The organism is Nonomuraea sp. NPDC052129 (assembly GCF_040680095.1).
Classification (GTDB): Bacteria; Actinomycetota; Actinomycetes; order Streptosporangiales; family Streptosporangiaceae; genus Nonomuraea.
This window is the reverse complement of record NZ_JBFAVX010000019.1, coordinates 161,918-184,781: the sequence shown is the minus strand read 5'-3', so window position 1 is coordinate 184,781 and position 22,864 is coordinate 161,918. Positions and strand designations below refer to the sequence as shown.

23 protein-coding genes are annotated in these 22,864 nt (G+C 67.2%); 14 read left to right on the top strand and 9 right to left on the bottom strand.

What is annotated here, in order from left to right; genetic code table 11:
• The first annotated feature begins 61 nt into the window (after window positions 1-61).
• From AB0L53_RS34870 to AB0L53_RS34855, 4 genes are all read left to right on the top strand, one after another.
• Window positions 62-2,050 (top strand): hypothetical protein, encoded by a 1,989-nt coding sequence (locus tag AB0L53_RS34870; protein ID WP_364003205.1) that lies wholly within the window; start codon window positions 62-64, stop codon window positions 2,048-2,050.
• 226 nt (window positions 2,051-2,276) lie between these two features.
• Entirely contained in the window at window positions 2,277-2,705 is a 429-nt protein-coding gene (locus AB0L53_RS34865; RefSeq protein ID WP_364003202.1) for a hypothetical protein, read from the top strand.
• Window positions 2,706-2,869: 164 nt separating this feature from the next.
• Window positions 2,870-2,998 (top strand): hypothetical protein, encoded by a 129-nt coding sequence (locus tag AB0L53_RS34860; protein WP_364003199.1) that lies wholly within the window; start codon window positions 2,870-2,872, stop codon window positions 2,996-2,998.
• Entirely contained in the window at window positions 2,995-4,158 is a 1,164-nt protein-coding gene (locus tag AB0L53_RS34855) for a methyltransferase domain-containing protein (RefSeq protein WP_364003196.1), read from the top strand. Before AB0L53_RS34860 ends, AB0L53_RS34855 begins: the two co-directional genes overlap by 4 nt.
• Here AB0L53_RS34855 and AB0L53_RS34850 read toward each other — a convergent pair.
• Window positions 4,140-4,874 (bottom strand): MerR family transcriptional regulator, encoded by a 735-nt coding sequence (locus AB0L53_RS34850; protein WP_364003193.1) that lies wholly within the window; start codon window positions 4,872-4,874, stop codon window positions 4,140-4,142. The genes AB0L53_RS34855 and AB0L53_RS34850 overlap by 19 nt on opposite strands.
• 50 nt (window positions 4,875-4,924) lie before the next feature.
• Window positions 4,925-6,070, bottom strand: coding sequence for an epoxide hydrolase family protein (locus tag AB0L53_RS34845; RefSeq protein WP_364003190.1), 1,146 nt, complete (start codon window positions 6,068-6,070; stop codon window positions 4,925-4,927).
• 63 nt (window positions 6,071-6,133) lie between these two features.
• Here AB0L53_RS34845 and AB0L53_RS34840 point away from each other — a divergent pair, with 63 nt between their 5' ends.
• Window positions 6,134-7,105, top strand: a complete 972-nt coding sequence (locus AB0L53_RS34840; protein WP_364003187.1) for a WYL domain-containing protein — start codon at window positions 6,134-6,136, stop codon at window positions 7,103-7,105.
• Here the strand turns inward: AB0L53_RS34840 and AB0L53_RS34835 are convergent.
• Window positions 7,082-8,266 (bottom strand): erythromycin esterase family protein, encoded by a 1,185-nt coding sequence (locus AB0L53_RS34835; RefSeq protein WP_364003184.1) that lies wholly within the window; start codon window positions 8,264-8,266, stop codon window positions 7,082-7,084. The genes AB0L53_RS34840 and AB0L53_RS34835 overlap by 24 nt on opposite strands.
• 91 nt (window positions 8,267-8,357) lie before the next feature.
• On the opposite strand from AB0L53_RS34835, the gene AB0L53_RS34830 reads away from it, so the two are divergent.
• Complete coding sequence (locus AB0L53_RS34830; protein ID WP_364003181.1) at window positions 8,358-9,035, top strand: TioE family transcriptional regulator; 678 nt, start codon at window positions 8,358-8,360, stop codon at window positions 9,033-9,035.
• 8 nt (window positions 9,036-9,043) lie between these two features.
• On the opposite strand, the gene AB0L53_RS34825 is transcribed toward AB0L53_RS34830, so the two are convergent.
• Window positions 9,044-9,682: a class I SAM-dependent methyltransferase gene (locus tag AB0L53_RS34825; protein WP_364003178.1), complete on the bottom strand. Its 639-nt coding sequence runs from the start codon at window positions 9,680-9,682 to the stop codon at window positions 9,044-9,046.
• Between the two features lie 58 nt (window positions 9,683-9,740).
• On the opposite strand from AB0L53_RS34825, the gene AB0L53_RS34820 reads away from it, so the two are divergent.
• Both AB0L53_RS34820 and AB0L53_RS34815 read left to right on the top strand, forming a co-directional pair.
• Window positions 9,741-10,184, top strand: coding sequence for a MerR family transcriptional regulator (locus AB0L53_RS34820; RefSeq protein ID WP_364003175.1), 444 nt, complete (start codon window positions 9,741-9,743; stop codon window positions 10,182-10,184).
• Window positions 10,185-10,421: 237 nt separating this feature from the next.
• Window positions 10,422-11,438 (top strand): DUF6461 domain-containing protein, encoded by a 1,017-nt coding sequence (locus tag AB0L53_RS34815; RefSeq protein ID WP_364003172.1) that lies wholly within the window; start codon window positions 10,422-10,424, stop codon window positions 11,436-11,438.
• A 57-nt stretch (window positions 11,439-11,495) separates the two neighbouring features.
• Here AB0L53_RS34815 and AB0L53_RS34810 read toward each other — a convergent pair whose 3' ends face one another.
• From AB0L53_RS34810 to AB0L53_RS34800, 3 genes are all read right to left on the bottom strand, one after another.
• Window positions 11,496-12,362, bottom strand: a complete 867-nt coding sequence (locus AB0L53_RS34810; protein ID WP_364003169.1) for a hypothetical protein — start codon at window positions 12,360-12,362, stop codon at window positions 11,496-11,498.
• A 250-nt stretch (window positions 12,363-12,612) separates the two neighbouring features.
• Window positions 12,613-13,260 carry a permease-like cell division protein FtsX gene (locus AB0L53_RS34805; RefSeq protein WP_364003167.1) on the bottom strand — a complete coding sequence of 216 codons (648 nt, stop codon included), beginning with the start codon at window positions 13,258-13,260 and terminating at the stop codon, window positions 12,613-12,615.
• On the bottom strand, window positions 13,257-13,799 hold the full coding sequence (locus AB0L53_RS34800) for a sigma-70 family RNA polymerase sigma factor (protein ID WP_364003164.1): 543 nt from the start codon (window positions 13,797-13,799) through the stop codon (window positions 13,257-13,259). The genes AB0L53_RS34805 and AB0L53_RS34800 overlap by 4 nt, the downstream gene beginning before the upstream one ends.
• Window positions 13,800-14,061: 262 nt before the next feature.
• Between AB0L53_RS34800 and AB0L53_RS34795 the strand changes: the two genes are divergently transcribed.
• Window positions 14,062-14,565: a hypothetical protein gene (locus AB0L53_RS34795; RefSeq protein ID WP_364003161.1), complete on the top strand. Its 504-nt coding sequence runs from the start codon at window positions 14,062-14,064 to the stop codon at window positions 14,563-14,565.
• Between the two features lie 132 nt (window positions 14,566-14,697).
• Entirely contained in the window at window positions 14,698-15,828 is a 1,131-nt protein-coding gene (locus AB0L53_RS34790; RefSeq protein ID WP_364003158.1) for a DUF418 domain-containing protein, read from the top strand.
• A 19-nt stretch (window positions 15,829-15,847) separates the two neighbouring features.
• Here AB0L53_RS34790 and AB0L53_RS34785 read toward each other — a convergent pair whose 3' ends face one another.
• A complete protein-coding gene (locus AB0L53_RS34785) occupies window positions 15,848-16,414 on the bottom strand; it encodes a helix-turn-helix domain-containing protein (RefSeq protein ID WP_364003155.1) in 567 nt (188 codons plus the stop codon).
• Window positions 16,415-16,476: 62 nt separating this feature from the next.
• Between AB0L53_RS34785 and AB0L53_RS34780 the strand changes: the two genes are divergently transcribed.
• The 4 genes from AB0L53_RS34780 to AB0L53_RS34765 all read left to right on the top strand — a co-directional run bounded on the left by AB0L53_RS34780 (window position 16,477) and on the right by AB0L53_RS34765 (window position 21,383).
• Complete coding sequence (locus AB0L53_RS34780) at window positions 16,477-17,298, top strand: CPBP family intramembrane glutamic endopeptidase (RefSeq protein ID WP_364003152.1); 822 nt, start codon at window positions 16,477-16,479, stop codon at window positions 17,296-17,298.
• Window positions 17,299-17,471: 173 nt separating this feature from the next.
• Complete coding sequence (locus tag AB0L53_RS34775; protein WP_364003149.1) at window positions 17,472-17,885, top strand: hypothetical protein; 414 nt, start codon at window positions 17,472-17,474, stop codon at window positions 17,883-17,885.
• Window positions 17,882-20,491: a tetratricopeptide repeat protein gene (locus tag AB0L53_RS34770; RefSeq protein WP_364003146.1), complete on the top strand. Its 2,610-nt coding sequence runs from the start codon at window positions 17,882-17,884 to the stop codon at window positions 20,489-20,491. Before AB0L53_RS34775 ends, AB0L53_RS34770 begins: the two co-directional genes overlap by 4 nt.
• Before the next feature lie 163 nt (window positions 20,492-20,654).
• On the top strand, window positions 20,655-21,383 hold the full coding sequence (locus AB0L53_RS34765; protein WP_364003143.1) for an aminoglycoside phosphotransferase family protein: 729 nt from the start codon (window positions 20,655-20,657) through the stop codon (window positions 21,381-21,383).
• 555 nt (window positions 21,384-21,938) lie between these two features.
• On the opposite strand, the gene AB0L53_RS34760 is transcribed toward AB0L53_RS34765, so the two are convergent.
• On the bottom strand, window positions 21,939-22,862 hold the full coding sequence (locus tag AB0L53_RS34760) for an ABC transporter substrate-binding protein (protein ID WP_364003140.1): 924 nt from the start codon (window positions 22,860-22,862) through the stop codon (window positions 21,939-21,941).
• Between the last annotated feature and the right edge of the window lie 2 nt (window positions 22,863-22,864).

Below are 22,864 nucleotides of genomic sequence, written 5' to 3'. Positions count from 1 at the left end.
CTGGGACAGGCCGATGGAAGAACGACCAGCGCCAGACCTACCGGCTGGCTAGCCTGCGACAATGACTCGAACCTTCTTCGAACCCGACGAGACCGACGAGTTCGAGGCGGCCGTGGGTCTGCTGACCCGCCGCTGCCTCGCCTGGGCGGACGAACGCGGCCTGCCCGCCGACGACACGGTGCTGGCGGCGGCCCTGGAATCGCGCCACCGCAGCCGCGACGGCCGCCTGGCCTACTGGGACACGGACCAGGTGCGGCGTTTCCTGCTGGAATGGGTCCCGCACTACGTGGTCGCTCCTCGGGACATCCTCGAGGCCGCGCCGGACTGCCTGCTGACCTTCCTGCGCTACCTCGATGCCTCAGGTCTGCGCGACCCACGCGGCACCGCGGTGGCGGACCTGTCGTCCGCCGTGACCGAGGCCGAGTACACCGCCGCGCTGGACGATCCCCTCCGCCAGAGCGTCGCGAAGTTCTGGACGCAGACCGCGGCCGACAGGGGTGTCGATTTCGACAATCGCCGGGCGGTGGAGAATTTTCAGCGGGACGTCGACGCCGGGCGGGTGACGTTCGACGCCGAGGTCCTCGACCAGCTGATGGCGCGGCTCACCGAGCCGGGGCTGGACGAGGAGCGCGCATACACCCAGCCGCCCATCGCCCTCCCGCCCGCGGTGGAGCTCACCGAGGCGGCGGCTCAGAGCATTCTCGTACGGCGACTCGCCGCCGTGGCGGAGTGGGCCGGAGCGGACGGGCGACCGCTCACCGCCGCGGGGGCTCCCCGGCGCCCCGACGCCCGAGAGCTGGCGGCACTGCTGGAAACCGGGGAAGACAACCTGCGCGTCGTCGAGATGCGCCAGGTGAACCTCCTGCTCGCTTGGGCGAAGAAGGCCCGCCTGATCCGTACGAGCAAGGGACGGCTGTTCCGGGTGGCCAAGGCCGCGCCGATCCTGCGCGATCCGGACGCCCTTTGGAGACGTGCGTTCGAGGCGTTCTTCGAGCTGGGCAGCACGATCGGGGCGCCGCCTTCGTCCTGGTACCCCGCCTCCATGCTCGTCGAGTCCTTCGACGAGATCCTGCCGGACGTGCTGAACTCGATGTACGGCCTGCCGAGTCCTGTCCCCGTGGTCCGCCTCCAGGAGTCGGTTTGGCTGGCCTGCAAGGAGTACTTCCTGGTCGATGACAAGGGGTTCCGGGAGGAGGCGTGGCGGCGGCAGGTCGATCTGGACCTGGTGGCCGCACTCGAGGCGCTTGCCGCGCTCGGTGCCGTGGAGCTGAGCCATGGGGCGGCCGACGAGCTGTACTCCAGCGACCTCGATGACGAAGCCCAGCCCCTGGATTCGGAGGCGGCCACCCGGCTGCTGGCCCGCCTGCGCGATCCTGACCTCCTGCTGGCCCGGCTGACGCCGCTGGGCCTGCGGGCCACCCGGGAGCGCATGCTCGCGGAAGGCCGTGACGCCCCGCTGATCGGCGAACTGGCCACCGCGCCACCCGCCGAACTCCTCGGCCTGCTCGCCCAGCACTACCCGCCCGAGGCGGCCGCCGTTGAGCTGTCCGGCTGGCTGGCGGTGCCGGGGCAGGACGTCGAGACGCTGCTGCAGGCCATACGCGATTGTCCGTTCCGTACGCGAGCTTCGGCCACGCTCGGCATCCTGACGGAAGCCCTGCCGGACGGCCTGTCGATGCTCCGGAGCCTGCGCGCCGACCCCGTCCTCGGCCCCCTCGCTCTGACCGCGCTCCTCGACGGCGGAGACCTCCAGCCGGAGTCCATCGAAGATCGCGAACAACTGCTGCTACTGGCGGAAGGGCTGCTCAACCTTCTCGAACTCGGAGGACCAGAGGCCGTCCTCGAGCAGGACACCGAGATGGCGGGCAAGGACGCGACGGGAGTGATCGAGGCGGCCGTGAGCTCCGGGCATCCTGATGCCATCGGCTTGGCGGAGCTGGGCGAACTCGTTGCCCAGTCGGCCCGTGCCCACCCGCTGCGCCTCGTGCCCGGCAACGCGCCGGGGGCGCGCGGGCGACGCCACGGCCACGGCAAGAAACGCGAACACTGAACTTCCCTGCACGCCGACCTCTGCCCGCCGGCCGCCTCGACCTGGAGACCTTGGAGACGGTCGGCGCCTTGAGCGGGGGAACGCCTGGGTACGGCCGGAGCGGCCAGTCGAGCAGGGGGTGCTGGTCAAGTGGGAAACGATCATTTGTCGCATTTCATCTCCGCGGCAAGCCCCCCGATGCGATCATGATCGTGACTTGAAACTCCACACGATGAAAGGTAGGGACATGACAGATCTATCGGCGTTCTCCGAGGACGAGCTGGACCAGCTGTTTCACGTGCCAAGGCAGGTGGTCTGGGCGGCGCAGCTGGTCGAGAGCGAAGGCATCATCGGGATGGCCAAGGAGCTCTATGCCGGCGGCAAGGTGTTCGTGGAGGCCGAGCAGCACAGCAACGCGCTCGTCAGAGGGCTCGCGGCGCGTACCCCCAAGGGCGAGGCGATCGGCGGCCAGGACGCGGATGCGGCGATAGCGGACGCGCTCGCCAAGGCCCCCGCGGCCATCGCTCTGCTACGGAGCAAGGGCACGGAGGACGACGTGCACGCCTACAGCCAATGGGTGCTCGAAATCGCCACCAAGGTGTCCGACAGCGCCAAGGGCGTTTCCGGGGCGGAGCAGGAGTTCATCAACAAGCTCACCGAGGCGATCAAGGGCTGATGGCTCAACGCGTTCCAGCCCCGGCCTCATACCGTCAATGATCTGCTGCGTGTGAGCCGCGCGCGGGGGTCTGCCTCGTCTAACTGAATGGCCTCTTGTTGGTAACGGATGGTAGTTATACGGTCACGGAAGTTGGTCATTTCAAAGCGAGGAAGGCTCACGGCATGGGCAAGCACGAGGGCGAAAAGCCGAAACTGAAGCCGTTCGAGCTCCCAGACAAGGAAAAGAGCACCAGCGACGGCGACGGTAGCGGCGGCAGGCACGAGGGAGACGGGAAGGGCAAGGGCAAGTGACGCCCGAGCTCGATGCCAGCGTCGAGGGCATGATCGCGGCGATCAGCAGAACTCGTGCCCCGATCAGGGGCACGATCATCAACGCACTACACGCGGTGCCGCGGCACCTGTACGTGCCCCCGGTGGGAGTGGCCACGACGGACGCCGGCCCCGAGCTGATCGACCGGGGCAGCGATCCCGAGGCGTGGTGGGCGGCCGTGTACGGTACGGCTCCCATCGTGACGCAGCTCGACAAGGGCGCGACGGACATCCGCGACGTGGAAGGGCTTTACACCTCGTCGAACTCGGCCCCGGGCACGGTGGTCGACCTGCTCACGCAGCTCGACCCCGACCCCGGGCACCGTGTACTCGAGGTGGGCACCGGTACCGGGTGGACGGCCGCGCTCTTGTCCCACCTGGTCGGCGATGCGTCGCGGGTGACGTCGATCGAGGTCGACCAGGCCGTCGCCGAGCAGGCGGCGAAGAACCTGGCTGCGGTCGGCGTGCACCCGCACCTGATCGTTGCTGACGGGGCGCAAGGCTGGGCCGAGAGAGCGCCGTACGACCGCGTGCACGTGACGTGCGCGGTGCACACCGTCCCGTACGCCTGGATCGCGCAGTGCCGCCCGGGCGCGGTCGTCGTCACGCCGTTCTCGACCGGGTTCGACACCGACCACTCGCTACGGCTCGTCGTCATGCCCGACGGCAGCGCCATCGGGCGGTTCCTGGGCTACGCCTCGTACATGATGATGCGCTCCCAAACCGCGACTCGCGGAAACCCGGACGACGGTAGTGGCCGGCGGTTCACCACGAGAGTGGATCCTCGCACGATCACGTACGCGCCGGCCGGCGCCTGCCTGGTGATGTCGGCCCAGACCGGTCTCCGCATGCGGCTCGACGACGAGAAGCGGCTGTTTCTCGTTGACCCCGGACACCCTGGCCAGTGGGGCACCGCGATCTACGAGCCCGACGGCGAGCCGTGGGTGTACGAGCTCGGCGACCGCCATCTCTGGGAGGAGGTGACAGAGGCGTACTTTCGGTGGGTGAGCTGGGGTGAGCCGGGCCTTGAGCGATTCGGCATGACCGTAACCCCCGAAGGACAACAGCTCTGGCTCGACACGCCCGAGTCCCCCATCGGCCCGCGTCGACGGCTGATCGCGGTTCACACAGGGCCCGGGTAGCCGACGGCGAAGGCCCGCTTCAGGTAGTCCCACGCGCGGGCGCTGAGGACGCCCTTCGTGGCCGCCTCTGCTCCCTTGGTGTCGATCTTGGCGTAGAGGGCCGACAGGGCGCTCCTGTCGGCGTTCACCAGCCCGGCCATCGCCTCAGTCCAGCGTCGCGCCAGCTCCTGGACAATGGGATCAGCCGGGTCGGTGCCGCGTTCGGCGAAGCCGTCGGCCTCCGCTGCCAGGTCCGTGAGCCCGCGCAGCCGATGCGCGAACCCCTCCTCTCCGAGCTCTCGGTGCCGGGCCTCGAATCGGGCGAGCTGTTCGGGCGTGAAGTGCCGGGCCTGCATCATTGCCTCCATTGCCTCGATGAGCTGGTCGATCGACGGCTCCTGGGCCGCCCGCAGCGCCTCGGTGACGCCGAGCAGCTGGCGACGCAGGGCGTGTTGGGCAGCGAGCCGACGTTCGACCAGCCCGAGTTGGCGCTGAATCGTCGCTTGCAGATCGGCGCCGTCCAGCGAGTCGGCGATCTCGGCGAGCGGCAGCCGCAGCTCTCTCAGCGCCAGGATCTGGTAGAGCCTGCGAACGTCGTCGCCGGTGTAGACACGATGCCCGGCGGTCGACCGCTCGGCCGGGCATAACAGGCCGATCTGGTGAAAGTAGCGCAGGGTGCGTACGGTCACGCCCGTGGCAGCCGCGAGGTCGCCGATGTTCCAGCGTCGTGCGTTCACATCGACGACCGTAGGCGCTGACGTCGCGTCAGGCACAACACTCCCCGGGCTTAGCGGACCTTTCGGAAGAACGCCCGCACGTCGTCGACCAGCAGGTCAGGGGCCTCCATGGCGGCGAAGTGGCCGCCCCGGTCGTACTCCGACCAGTGGATCACGTTGTGCTCGCGCTCCGCGATCCGCCGGATTCCGCCGTCGCCGGGGAAGACCGCGACCCCGTGCGGGACCTCCGAGCGTTCGACCGGCGTTCCCCACTGTGCCGAGCCCTCCTTGTAGAGCCGGGCGGACGAGGCGGCGGTGCGGGTCAGCCAGTAGATCGTCACGTCGGTGAGCATCTGGTCCAGGTCGACCGCGTCCTCGGGCAGGTCGTGCGCGGGGTCGGTCCACTCCTTGAACTTCTCCACGATCCAGGCCAACTGGGCGGCGGGGGAGTCGTGCAGGCCGAAGGCGACGGTCTGCGGGCGGGTGGCCTGGATCATCGCGTAGCCGGAGCGGTCGTTGTCGGCGTACTGCTGCATGCGGGCCAGCTCGGTCTCCGTGAGGCCCTCCATCTCGGCCGGGTCGAAGGTCGGGAAGCCGAGTGCGCCGTTGACGTGTACGCCGGCCACCCGGTCGGGGGCGAAGCGGCCGAGTTCGGGGGAGATGACCGAGCCGCTGTCGCCGCCCTGGGCGCCGTAGCGCTCATAGCCGAGGCGGCTCATCAGCTCGGCCCACGCGCGGGCGACCCGGCTCAGGTCCCAGCCGGTCTCGCGGGTGGGGCCGGAGAAGGCGAAGCCGGGGATGGACGGGGCGACGACGTGGAAGGCGTCGGCGGGGTCGCCGCCGTGGGCGCGGGGGTCGGTGAGCGGGCCGATGATCTTCATGAACTCGACGATCGAGCCGGGCCAGCCGTGGGTGAGGACCAGCGGCAGCGCGTCCGGCTCGGGGGAGCGTACGTGCAGGAAATGAACATTCTGGCCGTCGATCTCGGTGGTGAACTGGGGGTACTCGTTGAGCGCCGCCTCGTGCTTGCGCCAGTCGTATCCCGTGCGCCAGTACTCGGCCAGCCGCTGTACGTACGAGACCGGGATGCCGTACGACCAGCCGACGCCGGGCAGCTCGTCGGGCCAGAGGGTGCGCGCCAGCCGGTCGTGCAGGTCGTCGAGCGCGGACTGCGGGATATCGATGCGGAACGGACTGATCTCCGTGGTGAACGTCATACAGAACACGTTAGGAACGAGCTAGGTCAAGAGCGGTCCTAGGAGTGCGGCAATCTGGAGAGCATGTTGGAGACATCGGCCCGGTTGCTCAGACTGCTCTCGCTCCTGCAGACCCATAGCGAGCGTTCGGGCGTGGAGCTGGCCGAGCGGCTCGGCGTGACCGTGCGTACCGTCCGCCGTGACATCGGGCGGCTGCGCGAGCTCGGCTATCCCGTGCACGCCGTCCCGGGCGCGCCCGGTTACCGGCTCGGCGCGGGTACGGACCTGCCGCCGCTGCTGTTGGACGACGAGGAGGCGGTGGCGGTCGCGGTGGGGCTGCGGACGGCGGCCGGGGGCTCGGTGTCGGGGATCGAGGAGACCTCCGTGCGGGCGCTGGCCAAGCTGGAGCGGGTGCTGCCGTCCCGGCTCCGGCATCAGGTGCACGCGCTGCAGTCGATGACCGTGCCGATGGGGCGGGCGGGTTCGGTGGTGGACCCGGCGGCCCTGACCGCGATCGCCGCCGCCTGCCGTGACCACGAGACCCTGCGGTTCGACTACCGGGCGCACGACGGGCAGGAGAGCGTCCGCGCGGCCGAGCCCTGTCGGCTCGTCCACTCGGGGCGGCACTGGTACCTGCTGGGGTGGGACACCGACCGGGCCGACTGGCGTACCTACCGGATCGACCGTTTGAGCCTGCGGACGCCGAACGGGCCGCGGTACGTCCCCCGCGACCCGCCCGACTCCGACGTGGCGGCCTACATGTCCCGGTCGATCTCCAGCGCGCCCTATCGGTACCAGGGCCGATTCAAGATGTACGCGCCGGCCGAGGTCGTCGCCGGGCACATGCCGGCCACGACGGGGACGATCGAGCCGATCGACGAGCGCTCTTGCATGCTGTCCAGCGGGGCGAACCACCTTGACGAACTCGCCGTCTGGGTCGCGCTGATGGACATCGACTTCGAGGTGCACGCGCCGCCCGAACTCGTCGATCGCGTCCGCGCCCTCTCCACCCGCCTCGCCACCGCCGCCGGCTCATCCCCTCTCGGGCCAGCCTGACAGCCTGACGGCCCGCTTGAGGAAGACGACGCCGTCGATCAGGTCGAGCTGGGCCGGGTCCAGCGGGAAATAGGCGAAATCTTGGGAGACGCGCTGGGCGGGCTTCGTGACGGCCTCGGCCAACTGGCGGGCGTCGATGAGCGAGTGGTCCCAGGGGAGCGCGGACAGGATGCCCTCGACGGTGTCCGGGGACGGGGTGTCGTCGCCGACCGTGCCGAAGGCCGAGGCCAGGAAGGCGTACCGGTCGCCCAGCTGCGTTCCGGTGATCGCCCCCGCGCTCCACCACTCCAGCGTCTGGTCGCCGAACGACATGAAGCTCTTGTGCCGCTGCAGGTGGAGGTTGGCGGAGAAGACCAGGGCCGGGCCGTGCTCGGCGATGGCCCGCAGGTTGGCGGCCATCATCGCGTCCCGCAGGGCCGACAGCCGGGTCCACCGCGCCGGGGACGCGTCGGCCATCCAGTAGTGGAAGCGGAGCAGGCCGACGGCCGTGCGCCCGTACAGTGCCGCCAGCTCCCTGTCCTCCCTGCTCAGCCCGGGCATCTGCGTGTCGAGCAGCGCCACCAGGTCCTCGGCGATCAGCCGCAGCCGCTGGGCGTCGGCGGACTGGCCGATCGAGAGGGACGGATCCATGGCCGTGGCCTCGTTCGACCACCGGTCGTCCGGGCCCAGCAGCGTGTCGAGGGTTTCCCTGGTTACTACGGCGCCGAGGAGTGGGCCGTCGAGGAGGTCGTAGAGGCCGGTGAGCGCCTGGCGCGGGCTCGCCGCCCAATACTCCAGCGGGCCGTCGAAGCCGAAGAACCGGAGCTTTTCGTGGTGGTCCTCGTTGTACGTACGCATCCAGCGGACGAGTTCGCGGTTGGCCGGGGAGGTGCCGAAGTTGTGGCTGAAGCCGCGTTCCATGACCTCGTCGAGCGTGCCCGTGCCCGTCGTGATGTAGTCGTTCACCACGAGGCCCATGAGGCAGTCGCTCTCGATGGCGAACGACCGGTAGCCCTCGTGCTCGACCAGATGCCGGAAGATCTCGTTGCGCGCCTCGCCCAACTCCTGCACGAAGTGCCGGGCCTCACCCAGCCCGAGCAGCAGGGGCTTGGCGGGCAGCGACCGGAGGAACGCCGAGATGCTCGCACCGTCGAGCGGACGGGCGGTGTCCTTGATATCCATTCCTTAAACAGTATCGTTGAACTTTCGGTGTAAACTTTGCTCCGCAAATACCCCCTTCCACTGCGATGGACCTTCAATCGGTGATGCATCCATGAGGCCAGTGGATCTGGCGCGCGAGCACGGTCTGTCCACCCAGGCGATCAGAAACTACGAGGACGCCGGTATCCTGCCCGCCGCCGAACGCACCGCCCACGGCTATCGCACCTACACGCCGCTGCACGCGCAAGCCCTGCGCGCGTTCCTCGCCCTCGTGCCGGGCCACGGTCACCACACGGCCACGTCGATCATGCAGGCGGTCAATCGGGGTGCCACCGAGGAGGCGCTGCGGCTCATCGACGAGAGCCACGGCCAGCTCCTCGACGACCGCCGCACCCTCCAGGCCGTCGAAGCCGCGCTCCGCGATCTGGCGCCGGTGCCGCAGGAGCGCGGCGACACCTTCATCGGCCCCCTGGCGCGCAGGCTCGGCATCCGCCCCGCCACTCTGCGCAAATGGGAGAACGCCGGGCTTATCCAGCCGCGCCGCGATCCGCAGACCGGCTACCGGATCTACAGCGCGGCCGACGTACGGGATGTCCGGCTGGCCCACCAGCTCAGGCGGGGCGGCTACCTGCTGGAGCAGATCGCCCCGCTGATTGCTCAGGTACGCTCCGCCGGAGGCGTCGCCCCACTGGAGTCGACCCTGCGCGACTGGCAGGCCCGCCTGTCCGCCCGGGGCCGCGCGATGCTCAAGGGCGCCGCCGACCTGGACGCGTACCTCCGCGCCCGCTGAGGTCGAGGTCATGGATTGTTGGCGAGCACACAGGCGACGGGCGGATCGAGCTCAAGAGTCTCGACCCGGAGCTGGGTGAAGCCGGCCTGGGTGAGCAGATCCTGGAGCTCTTGAGCGGCCCGGACCGTGGTGTCTCGGGCTGCACCGGGGCAGCGGGGCTGGCTGACGAGCGCGATGCGTCCTCCGGGGCGGAGCAGACCGCGCAGCTCGCGAAGCCGCGCCACCGGGTCGGGCCAGAACCCCAGGGAATTGACGGCGAGGATGGCATCGAGCGGATCGCCGAAGCTCGGCAACCGCTCCACGGAGACGCACGAGAGGTGCACGCGGCGGGCGCGGACGGCGGCGGCGTTGTGGCGGGTGGCCCGCCGGACCATGGCCTGCGAGTGGTCGACGCCGAAGACTTGCCCTTGGGTGGCGCGGCCGGCGAACTCGGCGATGGCGACGCCGGGACCGAAGCCGATCTCGAGCACCCGGTCGGTTGGCTGCACGTCCAGCAACGACACCGCCCAGATGTTGCGCTGCCGGTTGGAGGGGCGATGTGCGAACATCCAGCCGTTCGCCCACCCGACGATGCCCCGAGGGCGATGGGCCTGGCCCACCAGGTATTTGATCACGCGTTGCTTGAGAGATGTACCCGCTGTCTGCATGATCGCCAGTCAACGGCTTCAAGTACGCTTGAAGTCAACATGGACTCTTGAGGCCAACATGGACGAGCAGTTGACGATCGGCGAGCTGGCACACCGCACCGGTGTGGCCACCTCCGCCCTGCGCTACTGGGAGGACCTCGGCCTGCTACCGGCACCGGCCCGGGTCTCCGGCCAACGGCGTTATCCGCCATCGGCGGTCGACCTGGTCGGTGTGGTGTTGCTGCTGCGAGGTGTCGGTTTCACGTTGCGGGAGGTCAAGGCGTTCGTCGCGGCTCGCTCGCCGGACGGCGACGGTTGGCGGGAGCTGCACGAACGCAAGCTCACCGAGCTGGATCAACGCATCGCCCAGGCTCAGGTGGCCCGCACCGCCATCGCCCATGGGTTGGCCTGCCCGCACGAGAACATCTTCGAGTGCGCCAACTTCACCAGCGGGGTCACGGCGCTCCTGGCGGGACATTCTGTCGAAGAGGCGCATTCGCAGATTCATTCGCACCCGTCTTAGGAACGGCGCGCGTTTCGCAGGTGCTCGGCCATCGTCTCGCTGACCGGGATGTTGGTAGGGAGCTGTGGAGTCTCCGCGGTTCCGACAACATGATCGTGACCATTGTCGAGGTACGAGCCGCCTGATCGCAGGTTTTCGGGGGTCACTCTCGCCAGGATCAGGCGATCCACCAGGAGTCATGATCACTAGCATGGGGGGCTGCGCGTGCACGATGATCGAGGCGCTGAGGAGCATGCCATGACCTTCGACAGAATCGGCTATTGGACCTGGACGGACATGGAGGAGGTCGGGCGGTGGCTGGCGACTGGCGCCGACCCCAGCGCGCCGGCGGCCGTGGCTGGAGGTGTGCCGCTGATCGCCGCGTGCGGTCGCGGTTCAAAGGACGTTGTGGCCACGCTGGCGGCTCGGGCCAGTGACGTGAACGTGCGCGGGGAGGATGGCCACACCCCGCTGTGGGAAGCGGTGTGGAAGGCCAACGCCGGCGCCATCGAGGCGCTGCTGGCGGCCGGGGCCGACCCGTGGATCGAGGTGATGTGCGGATGGTCGGCCGGACGGCTGGCGCTGGCTGGGCCGCAAGCGTCGTTGTTCGCCGGACTTCCCGGGGTCGTTCCGCTGGAGGAGGAGCATAGAGCCGCCGTCCAGCTGGCCCGTGAGCGCAAGACACTGCTCAGTAACACGGAGCACCTGGGCGGCGAGTGGGCGGTGGGGATGGGACTGGCGCTGGTCACGGGAATCAGCGCTGATGAGGCGATCCGGCGTCTTGGGGCCGACCCCGCGCAGTTCGCTCCGCATCCCCCTCGCCCGGCACCGTGGCTGCCAGAGGATGAGGATGACGAGGATGACTTTTACACAGCCGGGTTGCAATACGTCGCCGTCACCGAGATCGCGGGAGGATGCGCCCTGGTCCAGCCGGAAGGCTTCGCCGTCACCCTGAACGAGACGATGAACCCCTTGTCGGCGGGCACCCACTGCGTGGCGGTCTACTTCAATGCCAAGAGCGGCACACAGAGCAGCTACGTCATCGACGGCGAATTCGTCGACCGCGATCCCGTCAGCAGTGACGCACGCCCCGGCGAGGACCCGGCGCGTACGCTGAACTGCTTCCTCTACTCCTGGGCCCAAAGCAGAGCGGACCCGATCGCAGCCGAGATCGGACACGCGTTCACGCTGCTGGGCCTGGATCCCGGCGACGGCTCCTGCGTCAAGGGACCATGGTCCAGGTGGGTCCAAGTCCCGGAGTGGAGCCGGTTCTGACGCGTGGCTGCTTCTCCGGTTGCTGCTTTCGATGTGGACGCCCAGGAACGCCCTACGTCAGGAGCCCGTGATGCTGAGCAGTGAAAACCACTCATTGATGACGCGAGCCTTTCCACGAGACGGTGGTATGGCGGCGAGATAGCTGCTCACGCTATTGCGCTTGAGCCGCTTCTTGAAAGTCTTGCCGTGGCTCAGAGCGGCGGTTTCGCGATCATTGAAGCTCGCCGTATTCGTGCTTCCAGACCGGGCGATGAAGCTGTCTCCCTGCAGGTATCCGTACCAGATGAGGGCTCCGCCGGCAGAGGTCTTGAGCGCGAAGATCTCCGGTACGAGTTTCGGCTGGTAGCGCACATTCCACTGGCCGCCCAGCCCTTTCCGCTCAGCCAGCACGAAATTGGCGGTCTCGGTGGTGAACCTGCCTGGAGCGATCGTCTGCCGGGCACGCGGGTCGGCGCCCGCGGTGGCGATCAGACGTACATGCGACTGGGCCGCCTGCCGGGGCGAGATCGCGAGAGTTCCGCGCTCGTCCACTGGTAGCGCGGTGGCCAGTCCGTCGCGATCCTTGGCTATGGCCGGCACCTTCATCGTCGAGTCCGTGAAGGAGGACGCGACCACGCGCCACCCTTGGACCGTCTTCTGGAAGATGACCTGCGTCCAGGACTTGCTCCCTTTCCGCGTGAATTCGGCCAGGAACCACGGCGCATTAGCGCCGCCGCTCCTGGGAATGGTGAAACGCGTCTTGCGTATCTCCATCGGATTAGTGCTGCGGTTGCCGATCATCCCGTTCAGGCGCTGGTCGGCCTTGGTCTGCCGCAGGGAGAGCCCCGCCTCCGCGGCCTCCCACCCTTTCCCCTGAAGTACGGCTTGGTCGGACAGTTTCTCGTACCGGCCGAGAATGCCCTTGGCCTCGGCCGGGGTGACCACGCCTTGCTGGGCTGGAGTCGTGCGTGCCTGACGTCCGCCGACTGCCCATGGGGGTTGCTGAGCGGATCCACTCCCGCAGGCGGCGACACCAGAAAGGACTAAAATTGCAAGAGTGGGAGCTGAATGGCGAATGTTCATCGCTGTCTCCGGATGTCGATTGCCACGATGTACGTGGCGCCTATCGGCCCGGGTTCAGACAATTGCCAGACATTCTCGTTATAGATCGCGCTGAATTTTCAGCTGATGCGGGTCACCGCCCCTTGCCGGGGAAGGAACACTGCTCAGCTCTTCCCAGGAGCCTCTTGATGAACCCCCAGGGAGGGGCGTTGTCGAGGGCGCAAGCCTGGTCGACGCTGACGGACACGCCGGGCAGTTCACTCGCGGCCTTGGCCACGGCCGAGAAGTCGGCACCCGCCCTGAGCCGGGCGCGGAAGGACTCGGGCATGTCGGTGACGGTTGTCGCCTTCAGGAGCTGGGGGTTGTCCTTGTACGCCTGACGGAAGCTGTTCCAGGCCTGCTGTTGGTCCTCAAAGCTGACGCTCTCCACCTCAGGCCGGGCCGCCAGCGCCAGCTGGAGACTCTTCCGTTCTGCCGTGGTGATTTCGCCGCTCGCGCAACTCGCCATGCAAAGGAAGACCGAGACCTCGGGCCCCCCAGATGGCACCGTGCTGCTCGGTGACATAGCGACGATGCTTTCCTGCGGCTCCAGCGAGGGAGTGGTGAGCTCTACCACTCCGAAGGCCGTCGCTGCGACTGTCAGAGTGACGGCGGCGACCCTGATCATGCCCTTCCTGGAGCCGCGGCTGGGCCGCGGGGCGGGGAATGGACGTTGGTCGTCGCGGACGATCTCCGCGCGAGCCGTCATGGCGTCGCGGAGTCGCTCTTCAATGCTGTTCATGCGTTGTCTCCCAACACGTGAAGGAGCCTGGCCCGGGCTCGGGCGGTCATGGACCTGACGGTGCTCTGCCTGACGCGCATGGCCTCGGCGATCTCGGCGTCGGACAGGTCGAGGTAGAAGCGCAGCACCAGGGCCTCTCGCTGGCGCCGTGGCAGGCGGGCCAGCGCGAGCAGCACCTCCCGCCGCGACTCCCCGATCAGCGCGGCGGTCTCCGCCGAGTCGGCCAGGCCCGCGACCGGCTCGACCCGTCGCAGCGCGAGCGCCCGGCGGCGAAGGACCGACCGGGAACCATTGAGCACGCACGTCCTGACATAGGCGATCGTCGTGACTCCCGGCCGCCATCTGCCATGAAGCCGAGCGAACACGTCCTGTACCACGTCTTCGGCCGTCTCCTGGTCGCCGAGAAGCAGCACCGCGAGCCGCACAAGACCGAGCCGATGCTGGCGATAGAAGGCGACCAGCTCAGCCTCAGGGGGCGCGGCCGACGGGGCGGACACCTTCGATGCCGGCTCCCCCAGCCGCAAGATTTCGCTTTCCATGGTCTATGAACGCGCACCTCTACCGATCCGCTGCTTTTCTACAAGCGCGATCTCGCCTGATCACTTGTCTCGTTCTGCTTCGCGCGCAGTTGGTGAAGCGTCACACTGTGTGTGCGGCCATCGCCCCTTCGGTCCAGGTCATGTTCTCGAAGGACGACGCGATGGCCGTCTCCATCTTGATCCTGGGCAGCACTGCGCCAAATCTGTACATCCCGGGCCCGTCGATCTGCTGATCGGATGGGCGCCCAAGGACACTGCTGGCATGGACGGGCGTGAGGGGAGTGCGGCGGCGGAGCGGGCGGAGTTCGGGGGTGCCGTGTACGGCTCGCTGCTGGCGGCTTCCGTGGTCGCCGGCTCCGCCGCGGAGGGCGGACCGCCGTCCCCGCCGGAGCTCGTGACGCTCCTGGTCTGTACGGGGGTGGTGTTCTGGATCACCCATGTCTATGTCCAGGTCGTGAGCTCTGGTTATCCCGCCAGGCCCCTCACCTGGGCGAATTTGCGCACGGTCGCCAGGCGCGAATGGCCGCTGGCACAAGCCTCGTTCCCGCCGTCGATCGCCGCGGCCATGGCCTCGGGGCTGGGCATGTCCAACGCGGTCGCGGCTTGGGCGGCGCTGTGTGTCGCGGTGGCGAGCCAGGTCACCTGGGCTGTGACGGCCGCGGTCAAGATCGGCTCTTCCAGAAGAGTCGTCGTCATCTCCGGAATCGCCAACCTCGCCCTCGGCCTGGCCATCGTCGCGCTCAAGACCGTGGTCGCCGGCCATTGATTCCGCCAGGACAGGCTCGCCGGGGAACGTCGGCGCGTGACCAAAGACTGTAGGTCGTACATCGATGGATGTACGACCGTTTTCGCCTGGTCGGACGAGATCGGCGGGGTTTCGCGCGGCCAGCCTTGAAGCATGACGAGACGGATAGACGCACTGGACGTGTTACGCGGTGTGGCGATCATGGGCACGCTCGGGACGAATATTTGGATCTTCACCAATCCCGGCGGCCCGGCGGAGCTGATGGGACTCGGCGGCGACATCGGCGTGGTGGAGTCGTTCCTGCGGTTCCTGTCCAACGGGAAGTTCCTCGGCCTGCTGACCCTGCTGTTCGGCATCGGCCTGGAACTGCAGTACCGCAGTGCGGTGCGCAAAGGGCTGACCTGGCCGGGCAGGTACCTTTGGCGCGCGGCCCTGCTGTTCGCCGAGGGCGCGCTGCACTACATCCTGATCTTCGAGTTCGACGTGCTGATGGGCTACGCGATCACCTCCATGATCGTCGCGTACCTGATCGGCAGGAGCGATCGCACGGTACGGATCTGGATGATCAGCGCGGGCACTGTGCTCGTCTCTCTGGTGGGCCTTCTGACGATGGGCTTGCTGGCCTCGGGCGACGATGCCTTCACCAGCACCGCCACCACCCTCTACAGCCAGGGCGGCTGGACCGACCAGATCGCCTCTCGCCTCCAGCAGTTCGCCTTCTACCGTTCGGAACTGGTCTTCATCATCCCCATGGGCGTGGTGCTGTTCCTGCTCGGTTCGCGGCTGCTGCGCGCCGGCGTCTTCGATGAACGCGGCGCGGGCCTGCGCAGGAAGCTGACCGTCATCGGACTCGGGGTCGCCGCGCCGCTGAACCTGCTCACCTCCTTCGCGGGGCCCGCCTGGTTCGCCGTCGACCGATACATCCTGGCTCCGCTGGTCGCCCTGGGCCTGCTGGGGCTGATCAGCTCGATCCTCCTCGGCATGAGCGGCTCGCCCGGCGTGGTCCGCAGGGCCGTCTCGAACGTCGGACGTACGGCGCTGTCCTGCTACGTCTTCCAGAACCTGGCCGCCAGCGCGCTCTGCTACGGCTGGGGCCTGGGCCTGGCCGCCGAGCTCGATTGGCTGCGCCCCTGGTGGGTGCCCGTGGCCTGGGCTGGGATCTGCCTGCTGTTCGTCATGCTGGCCGCGCTGTGGCTGCGCCGGTTCCAGCGCGGGCCGCTTGAGCTGGCCTGGCAGTGGGCCTACCAGGCGCCTTGGGCGAAGGCCGCAAGGGGACAGATGTGAGCCGTTGGGGCGACACGGTTCACTCAGCCTTGGTGTCGGCGTCCGGCCCAGGTTCGGTCGCGCGTTTGTCCGGCACGACGACGAGGCTGACGATGCGACGGGTGCGGCCGTCAGCCTCAGCGTGGCCGATCCGTGTGACGACCGCGCTCTCGATCTCCTCGATCATCGCGGCGAATTCGTCGTCGGTCAGCCATACCGCCGCCTGCCGGTAGACCACGCCGTCCGAGACCGGATCGGCATCCTCGTGGGCGAGGTAGCGGTCGAAATCCGTCAGCAACGATGCCACGAACGTGGTGAACGCCCGCTGGTGGTCCTCCCGCGTCATCGCCGCCCGCGCCGCGGGGTCGACCACCGCCTGCTCCGGGCGAACCCGGTAGCTGCGCTCCACCGTGCCCCGCACCCGTTTCTCGCTCACCACCTCCAGCACGCCCGCCTCGGCCAGCACGGCGATGTGCCGGTACATCGTCGCCGGTGCGATGTCGAGCAGGCGCTCGCGCAGCTGTGCGGTGGTCATCGGATCGGCGTCGAACAGCGTCTGCAGGATGCGCATCCGGACGGGATGCAGGAGAAGATCAGCGGTTGCCATGGATCTATCGTCTCACTACGATAATGTTCTCATAGTCGATAACATTCTCAAGGATGATAGCTATGGGCATGACTGTCGCAACCCCTGTTCGCCGGCGAAGCGGCCTTGCCCTTTTCTGGGCTGTCACCTTCACGACCAGCTGGATCTTCTGGCTCATCGCCATCAAACTCGGTGGATCGCCGATGGCCTTCCCCACCGTCATTCCCTACCTGCTCGGCGGCTTCGGCCCGGTGATCGGCGCGATCGTGGTCCGAGCGCGCCGCGCCCGCCACCGTCAACCTGCCCCTGCTCATACCGTGAGACTCCGGCTCAGCAAGCGGCTTTTCTGGGTGCCGCCCCTGCTGGTGATGGCATCGGCAACCGTGTTAGCAGGCGCGCTGCTCGCGCACCTCCTGGGTGGTCCCGCGGTGAGCTTGGCAGCGGGGCGGAGTCTGATTTCGACCGTCGGCGGACTTGCGCCGTTCTTGGTCAGCATGCTGATCGCTGGTCCGTTGGCCGAGGAGCCCGGTTGGCGCGGCACAGCGTATCCCCGCCTGCGTGCTTCGTTGAGCCGCTTTCAGGCCGGTTTACTGCTGGGTGTCGTCTGGGCGGTATGGCATCTGCCGCTGTTCTTCGTCTCCGGAACCGTCCAGGCCGTGCTCGGTCTGATCAGCTGGAATGGCCTGCTGTTCACGCTCAGTGTCATCCCGATGGCGCTGCTGACCGGTTACGCCTACGAGCGTGCCGGGGTTGCGGCGTCGATCGCGGTGCACTTCGCCGTCAACGTGACAATGGCCCTCTTGGGCGTGAGTTCGCCCGTGACGCAGGCATTCATCGTGGCGGTGCAGATCATTGTCGCGATCACGCTGCTTGCCTGGCAGCGCGATCGCAGGGCGGATAGGTAACCCCAGATGTCAACCGTTAGGTGCGTGTGAGTCTCGCGACTATCGGAAAGTGGGCACTTTGCATACCCATGGACATCCCCCTAGAACTCCTGGATTACGCGGAACACGGTCCATGCAAGCGAGGTAGGTGCCTACAGTGGATTCATCGGGGTTTATCCGAGAAGGAGTGTTGGATGGATCCGATCGTGGTGGCAGCGGCAACGGCCTTAGTGGGGGCTATGGCCACCGATGCCTGGCAGCAGACCCGCGCCGTAGTGGTGGCCTGGTGGCGCAAAGTCCGCTCCGAACAGGCCGAGACCATACAAGCTGAGCTGGAAGCGACACAAATCCAAGTGCTCGCAGCCCGAGAGCGAGTGGATCCTGATACAGAGCAGGCCCTGGCAGGGATATGGCGACTGCGGCTGCAGCAGATGCTCGACGAGGACCCGGCCATCGGTCAGCAACTACAGCGTCTGATGGATGAGCATCTGGCACCCTCATCGCGGTCCGGTAAACAGTTGCGCATCCAGCAGAACATTACCGCCCATGCTCGCGACCAGTCCCGACAGTTCATCGCAGGCCGAGATCAGCACATCACTGAATCGTGAGTCGGCCTGAAAAGGAGCTGAAGAATACCCAGGCGCGCATTGAAGCAGTCGCCAAGGGACAAGCCCGGCAGATCATTGCTGGTCGAGATCAAACGATCTACACCGGCCCCACACCAGCTCCTGCCGTGACGATGCGTACGCTCCGTCGGGATGTGGCGGGCTTCACCGGCCGTAACGCCGAGCTGCGATGGCTCATCACTGCCGCATCTAGAACATCTGGCGCGGTGGCCGTCTGCACCATCGATGGGATGCCCGGTGTGGGGAAGACTGCTCTGGTCACACGTGCCGCACACATGCTCACTGACGCTTTCCCGGATGGGCAGCTGTTCGTCAATTTACACGCTCACACCCCTGGTCAGCAGCCCGCTGACCCCCGTGACGTGCTCGGAGATTTGCTGGCCTGCACCGGCATGCCTCAGAGCGAGATCCCTGCAGGCCTGGAAGGACGAGCGCAACGGTGGCGCGGACGTCTCGCCGGGAAGAAAGTGCTGATGGTCTTGGACGACGCCGTCGACCATGCCCAGGTAGAACCGTTATTGCCAGGGACGGCAGGAAGCGTGGTCCTGATCACCAGCCGCCGGCGCCTGATCGCCTTTCCTGATGCCGAGCCGGTCTCGCTGGCCACGCTACCGCCCAGTGAGGCATATGAGCTCTTCGCTCGCGTGGCCCATCGCTCGCCTGTAGGGCGGGAGAGGGCTGCTGTTGCTGACCTGGTTGAGGGATGCGGCCATTTACCGCTGGCCATTACGCTGCTCGCCAGCCGCTTGGCCCATCATCCCGCCTGGGATATCGCCGCCTTGGCGGATGCTTTTGCCGCCGCGCAGGATCGGCTGAGCGAACTCGACGCAGGTGACCGTACGGTGACGGCCGCCTTCGGCTTGTCTTATCGCGCCTTGTCCACCGACCAACAGCGCCTCTTCCGTCGTTTAAGCTTGCACCCCGGCCCTGAATTCGACGCCTATGCCGCTGCTGCTCTCGATGCCCTCTCTCCTGGGCAAGCCCGCCACGAACTCCACGATCTGTACGCCAACCACCTCATCGACGAACCAGCGGTTGGCCGCTTCCGCCTGCACGATCTCCTGCGGGCGTACGCTCAAGCCCTCGTAGCCCAGGACCCAGACGAGGAACGCGAGTGCGCAATCGATCGCTTATGTACCTACTACCAGCGCACCATCGAGGCGGCTGACCGTCTCATCGGGCATTCTGGCCCTGACAGCACTGTCCTGCTCGATGCTTCTGTCGACATACCGGACTTGGCAGGCCGGGAACAAGCGGTGACGTGGATACGTACCGAACGCTCCAACCTGCTTGCTTGCGCGAGCGCCGCCATCAATGTGCACGACCGCCGCGTAATTCGACTCGCTAAGGCCATGGCTTCCTTCCTCTCTCAAGAAGGCGCCTGGGATCAGGCCGCGGTTCTCCACGAGGCGGCACTTACCGCCGCTCGACACATCGATGATCGTCCTGCCCAGGCCGATGCCCTGCACAACCTGGCCAGGGCTCGGATTGGAATGGGTGCCTACTCGGCAGCGGAAGACCTCGCGGAGCAGGCACTGGTCCTGTATCGCACCTTGGTCGATCAGCACGGCGAGGCCTATGTCTTGCTGACTCTCTGTCACGCCCGGCGTTTGACAGGGAAATACGAGACAGCGGCAGACCTGGCAGAGCACGCGCTGGCCTTGCATCGCTTCCTCGGCGACCGATATGGCGAAGCGGAGGTTCTACGGGCACAGGGCTGGATCCGGCGTGTGGTGTACGTGGAGTACGCGGCGGCAGCTGATCTGCTGGAACGGGCGTTGTCCTTGCATCGTGATCTCGATGACCGCCTAGGCGAGGCCAGGGCTCTGTCCAATCTCCGCGTCGTACGGCAAGCGCTCGGAGAGTACTCAACGGCAGCGGACCTGGCTGAGCAGGCCTTGGCGCTCTATCGCGCGCTTGGCAATCTGAACGGCGAAGCGGATGCGCTCCGGGGTTTGAGTTGGGCACGGTGTTCGACGGGGAATTACAAGGATGCGGCGGATCTGGCAGACCAAGCTCTAGCCCTGTATCGCTCCCTCGGTCACCGACACGGCGAAGCCGAGGCCCTGCAGGCTCTCGGCCGAGTACGGGTCATGAACGGCGAATTCCAGGTGGCAGCCGGTCTGGCCCGGCGAGCCCTGACGATCTATCAAGCTCTCGACTTTGGCCACGGCAAAGCCAACGCCCTCCGTCTTCTTGGCCAGGCACGATATCTCTCCGGGAACTACTCGGAAGCAGCTGACCTACTGAAACAGGCCCGGACCCTATTCCGTCATTATGGTGATGATCAAGGAGAGGCCGAAGTACTGAACTGCATCGGTGCTCTCCTAGCCGACACCGCCGGACCACAGGAAGCACTTCCCGCATACCGGCAGGCTCGTCAACTGGCTTGCAAGGTGCAGAGCCCGTTGGACGAGGCAAATGCTCTCCAAGGAGCTGCCGAATGCCTAAAACGCTCCGGCCGACGACGGGCCGCCCTCGTTGATCTACGCTCGGCAGTGGCCATCTACCAGCGAATTGGGGCTGCGGAGGCTGTATCGGCTGCAGAGCATCTGGCGGCCCTCCAGGCGAACGCCTGCAAACACTAACGGCCCTGGCACGAATTCCGCGTAACTGGGCGCGGCAAGCTGCGCCGCCGACGACCTCGCCGAAGCCACCAGCGAGGCCTTCCTACAGCAGCTCACCAGTAGCACACGACCCCGTATCACCCCCGCTTGTGAGCCTTGGAGGCATGACTCACCATGGTTTGTTGTGACCGAGGAACTTCTCACTGGCGGAAACAACGCCCTGCAAGTGGCACGGGCCGGCGATACGGTGCGTCGCACGCGCGACGCGGGGTCCGCGTTCGCTGCCCGGGTCCTGACCCACCTGGTGTCCGTCGGCTACTCTCACGCGCCGCGCTACCTCGGCATCGACGAACACGGACGCGACATCCTCAGTTTCATCCCCGGCACCACCACCGACCACCCCACACAGCGAGCACAAGGCGCCTACGCAGCTGGTGGCCGGATGCTCCGCGAGCTGCATGAGGCCACCGCCAGCCACGTCCTGTCCGCCGGTCGGGAATGCGTGATGCACGGTGATCCCGGTCCGTTCAACACCATCTTCCAGCAAGGCCTGCCGGTGGCCTTCATTGACTGGTCATCCTGCCGCCCCGGCGACCGGCTCGACGATCTGGGCTACATGGCATGGACCTGGTGCATCCAGTCGCAAGGCCGGGTACCGATTGCCGAACAAGCCCGGCACCTGCGGGAACTGCGCGACGGTTACGGCACCGTCGAACCGGCACACCTCCTGGGCGCGATGGTGCGCAGGCAGACGCACATCGCGGATATGGAGGCGGCGAACATCGCCGATCCCACGCTCACGCCCGCTCGCCGCCGCCACGCTGAAGCAGCCATGGCATGGGCCACAGCTGATCGCGAGCTCATCCACCGGCACCAGCCGCTCCTGCTGTCCGCACTGCAATGGACCGGCTGACCACCGACCGCTCGATCCAGATCCGCGCGCCGCAGCACCTTTGAACACCGGATCGACCCTGTTGGTTGCGACAGGCAATTCGCGCCCAGGCAGCAAGCCGTTGGTGCGGAACAGTTGGTTGAGGGCAAGCTGCTCAGGCTCGGTGAAGGTGCCGGGTGTAGTCGTACGAGTCCTCCTCCGGGGCGAGGCCACGACCGGCGGGACAGCTCGAATACAGCGTGTCCGGCTTTGCCGGGGCGATGTCCTCCACTTCGATCTGATGCCGTCACTCATCGAGCCTGCGAGTCGACTTGTCAGCAGATCCTGGGAAGTCCTGTGCCAAGTCTGTATATCGCCGTGCCCATCGATCGGCTGATCGGGTGGAGGCAAATGACACTGCTGTCATGAACGGGCGTGAAACGGGTGCGGCATCGGAGCGGGTGCACTCCGGGGTGCCGTGTACGAGCCGCTGCTGGCGGCTTCCGTGATCGTCGGCTCTGCCGCGAAGAGTGGACCGCAGACCCCGGCGGACCTTGGTCGGCTTGCGCCACGCGGTAGCGCGAGCCGCAGGAGGGGTCAGCTCGACAGGCCGTGGGTCTTGACCCACTCGGTGGCGACCTCGTCCGGGTCCTTGTGGTCGTTGTCCACGAGCGAGTCGAGCTTGCTCAGCTCCTCGGTGGTCAGCGCGGTGTTCAGCTTGGCCAGAGCGGTTTTGACCGTGTCGGTGGCCTTGTCGGTGCGGATCAGCGGGACGATGCGCTGGGCCGGGATGAGGTGCTTCGGGTCGGCCAGTACGACCCAGCCGTTCTTCGCGATGTCCACGTCGGTGCTGAAGAGGTTCCCCAGTTGGACGTCGCCGCTCTTCAAGGCTCCCTTGACCAGCGGTCCGCTGGCGTCGAGGGACTTGAACTCCTTGAACTCGACACCGTAGACCTCCTTGAGCCCGACCACGCCGACCTGGCGGGTCTTGTCCTCCGGGGGGCCGCCGAAGACCAGCTTGCCGTTGTGCTTGGCCAGGTCGGCGAGGGTGCTGAGGCCGTACTTGGCCGCGGTCTCCTTGGTGACGGTGAAGACGTCCGCGTCCTCGGCGGCCGCGGGCGGCAGGACCGTCAGTCCCTTCGGCAGCTTGGCGGTGAGCGCCTGCTGCAGGGCGTCGGAGTCGCTCGCGGTGGCCTTGGGGTCGAAGTGCAGCAGGAGGTTGCCCTGGTATTCGGGCAGCAGGTCGATGTCGCCGTTCTGCAGCGCGGGCACGACGATCTCCCGCGAGCCGAGGTTGGGCTTGACCGTCGTCTTCACGCCCGCGGCTTCGAGGACGTCGGCGTACAGGTAGCCGAGGATCTGGTTCTCGGAGAAGTTGGCCGTACCGATCACGACCGTGGAGCCGCCAGACGCGGCGGTGGCCGGCGGCGTGTTCAGGCTGGTCGTGCCTCCGCCGCAGGCGGCGAGCACGGGAAGTACGGCGAGCGCGAGCGCGCCCGCGACGACGTTCCTGCGGTTCATGA

Bases quoted from the DNA above. Each gene is read 5' to 3' on its own strand.
- AB0L53_RS34870 (WP_364003205.1), top strand. From the start codon at position 62: ATGACTCGAACCTTCTTCGAACCCGACGAGACCGACGAGTTCGAGGCG.
- AB0L53_RS34835 (WP_364003184.1), bottom strand. From the start codon at position 8,266: ATGGATATCAAGGACACCGCCCGTCCGCTCGACGGTGCGAGCATCTCG.
- AB0L53_RS34795 (WP_364003161.1), top strand. From the start codon at position 14,062: ATGGACGGGCGTGAGGGGAGTGCGGCGGCGGAGCGGGCGGAGTTCGGG.
- AB0L53_RS34820 (WP_364003175.1), top strand. From the start codon at position 9,741: ATGGACGAGCAGTTGACGATCGGCGAGCTGGCACACCGCACCGGTGTG.
- AB0L53_RS34800 (WP_364003164.1), bottom strand. From the start codon at position 13,799: ATGGAAAGCGAAATCTTGCGGCTGGGGGAGCCGGCATCGAAGGTGTCC.
- AB0L53_RS34815 (WP_364003172.1), top strand. From the start codon at position 10,422: ATGACCTTCGACAGAATCGGCTATTGGACCTGGACGGACATGGAGGAG.
- AB0L53_RS34845 (WP_364003190.1), bottom strand. From the start codon at position 6,070: ATGACGTTCACCACGGAGATCAGTCCGTTCCGCATCGATATCCCGCAG.
- AB0L53_RS34780 (WP_364003152.1), top strand. From the start codon at position 16,477: ATGGGCATGACTGTCGCAACCCCTGTTCGCCGGCGAAGCGGCCTTGCC.
- AB0L53_RS34830 (WP_364003181.1), top strand. From the start codon at position 8,358: ATGAGGCCAGTGGATCTGGCGCGCGAGCACGGTCTGTCCACCCAGGCG.
- AB0L53_RS34805 (WP_364003167.1), bottom strand. From the start codon at position 13,260: ATGAACAGCATTGAAGAGCGACTCCGCGACGCCATGACGGCTCGCGCG.
- AB0L53_RS34865 (WP_364003202.1), top strand. From the start codon at position 2,277: ATGACAGATCTATCGGCGTTCTCCGAGGACGAGCTGGACCAGCTGTTT.
- AB0L53_RS34760 (WP_364003140.1), bottom strand. From the start codon at position 22,862: ATGAACCGCAGGAACGTCGTCGCGGGCGCGCTCGCGCTCGCCGTACTT.
- AB0L53_RS34860 (WP_364003199.1), top strand. From the start codon at position 2,870: ATGGGCAAGCACGAGGGCGAAAAGCCGAAACTGAAGCCGTTCGAGCTC.
- AB0L53_RS34785 (WP_364003155.1), bottom strand. From the start codon at position 16,414: ATGGCAACCGCTGATCTTCTCCTGCATCCCGTCCGGATGCGCATCCTG.
- AB0L53_RS34790 (WP_364003158.1), top strand. From the start codon at position 14,698: ATGACGAGACGGATAGACGCACTGGACGTGTTACGCGGTGTGGCGATC.
- AB0L53_RS34775 (WP_364003149.1), top strand. From the start codon at position 17,472: ATGGATCCGATCGTGGTGGCAGCGGCAACGGCCTTAGTGGGGGCTATG.
- AB0L53_RS34840 (WP_364003187.1), top strand. From the start codon at position 6,134: ATGTTGGAGACATCGGCCCGGTTGCTCAGACTGCTCTCGCTCCTGCAG.
- AB0L53_RS34825 (WP_364003178.1), bottom strand. From the start codon at position 9,682: ATGCAGACAGCGGGTACATCTCTCAAGCAACGCGTGATCAAATACCTG.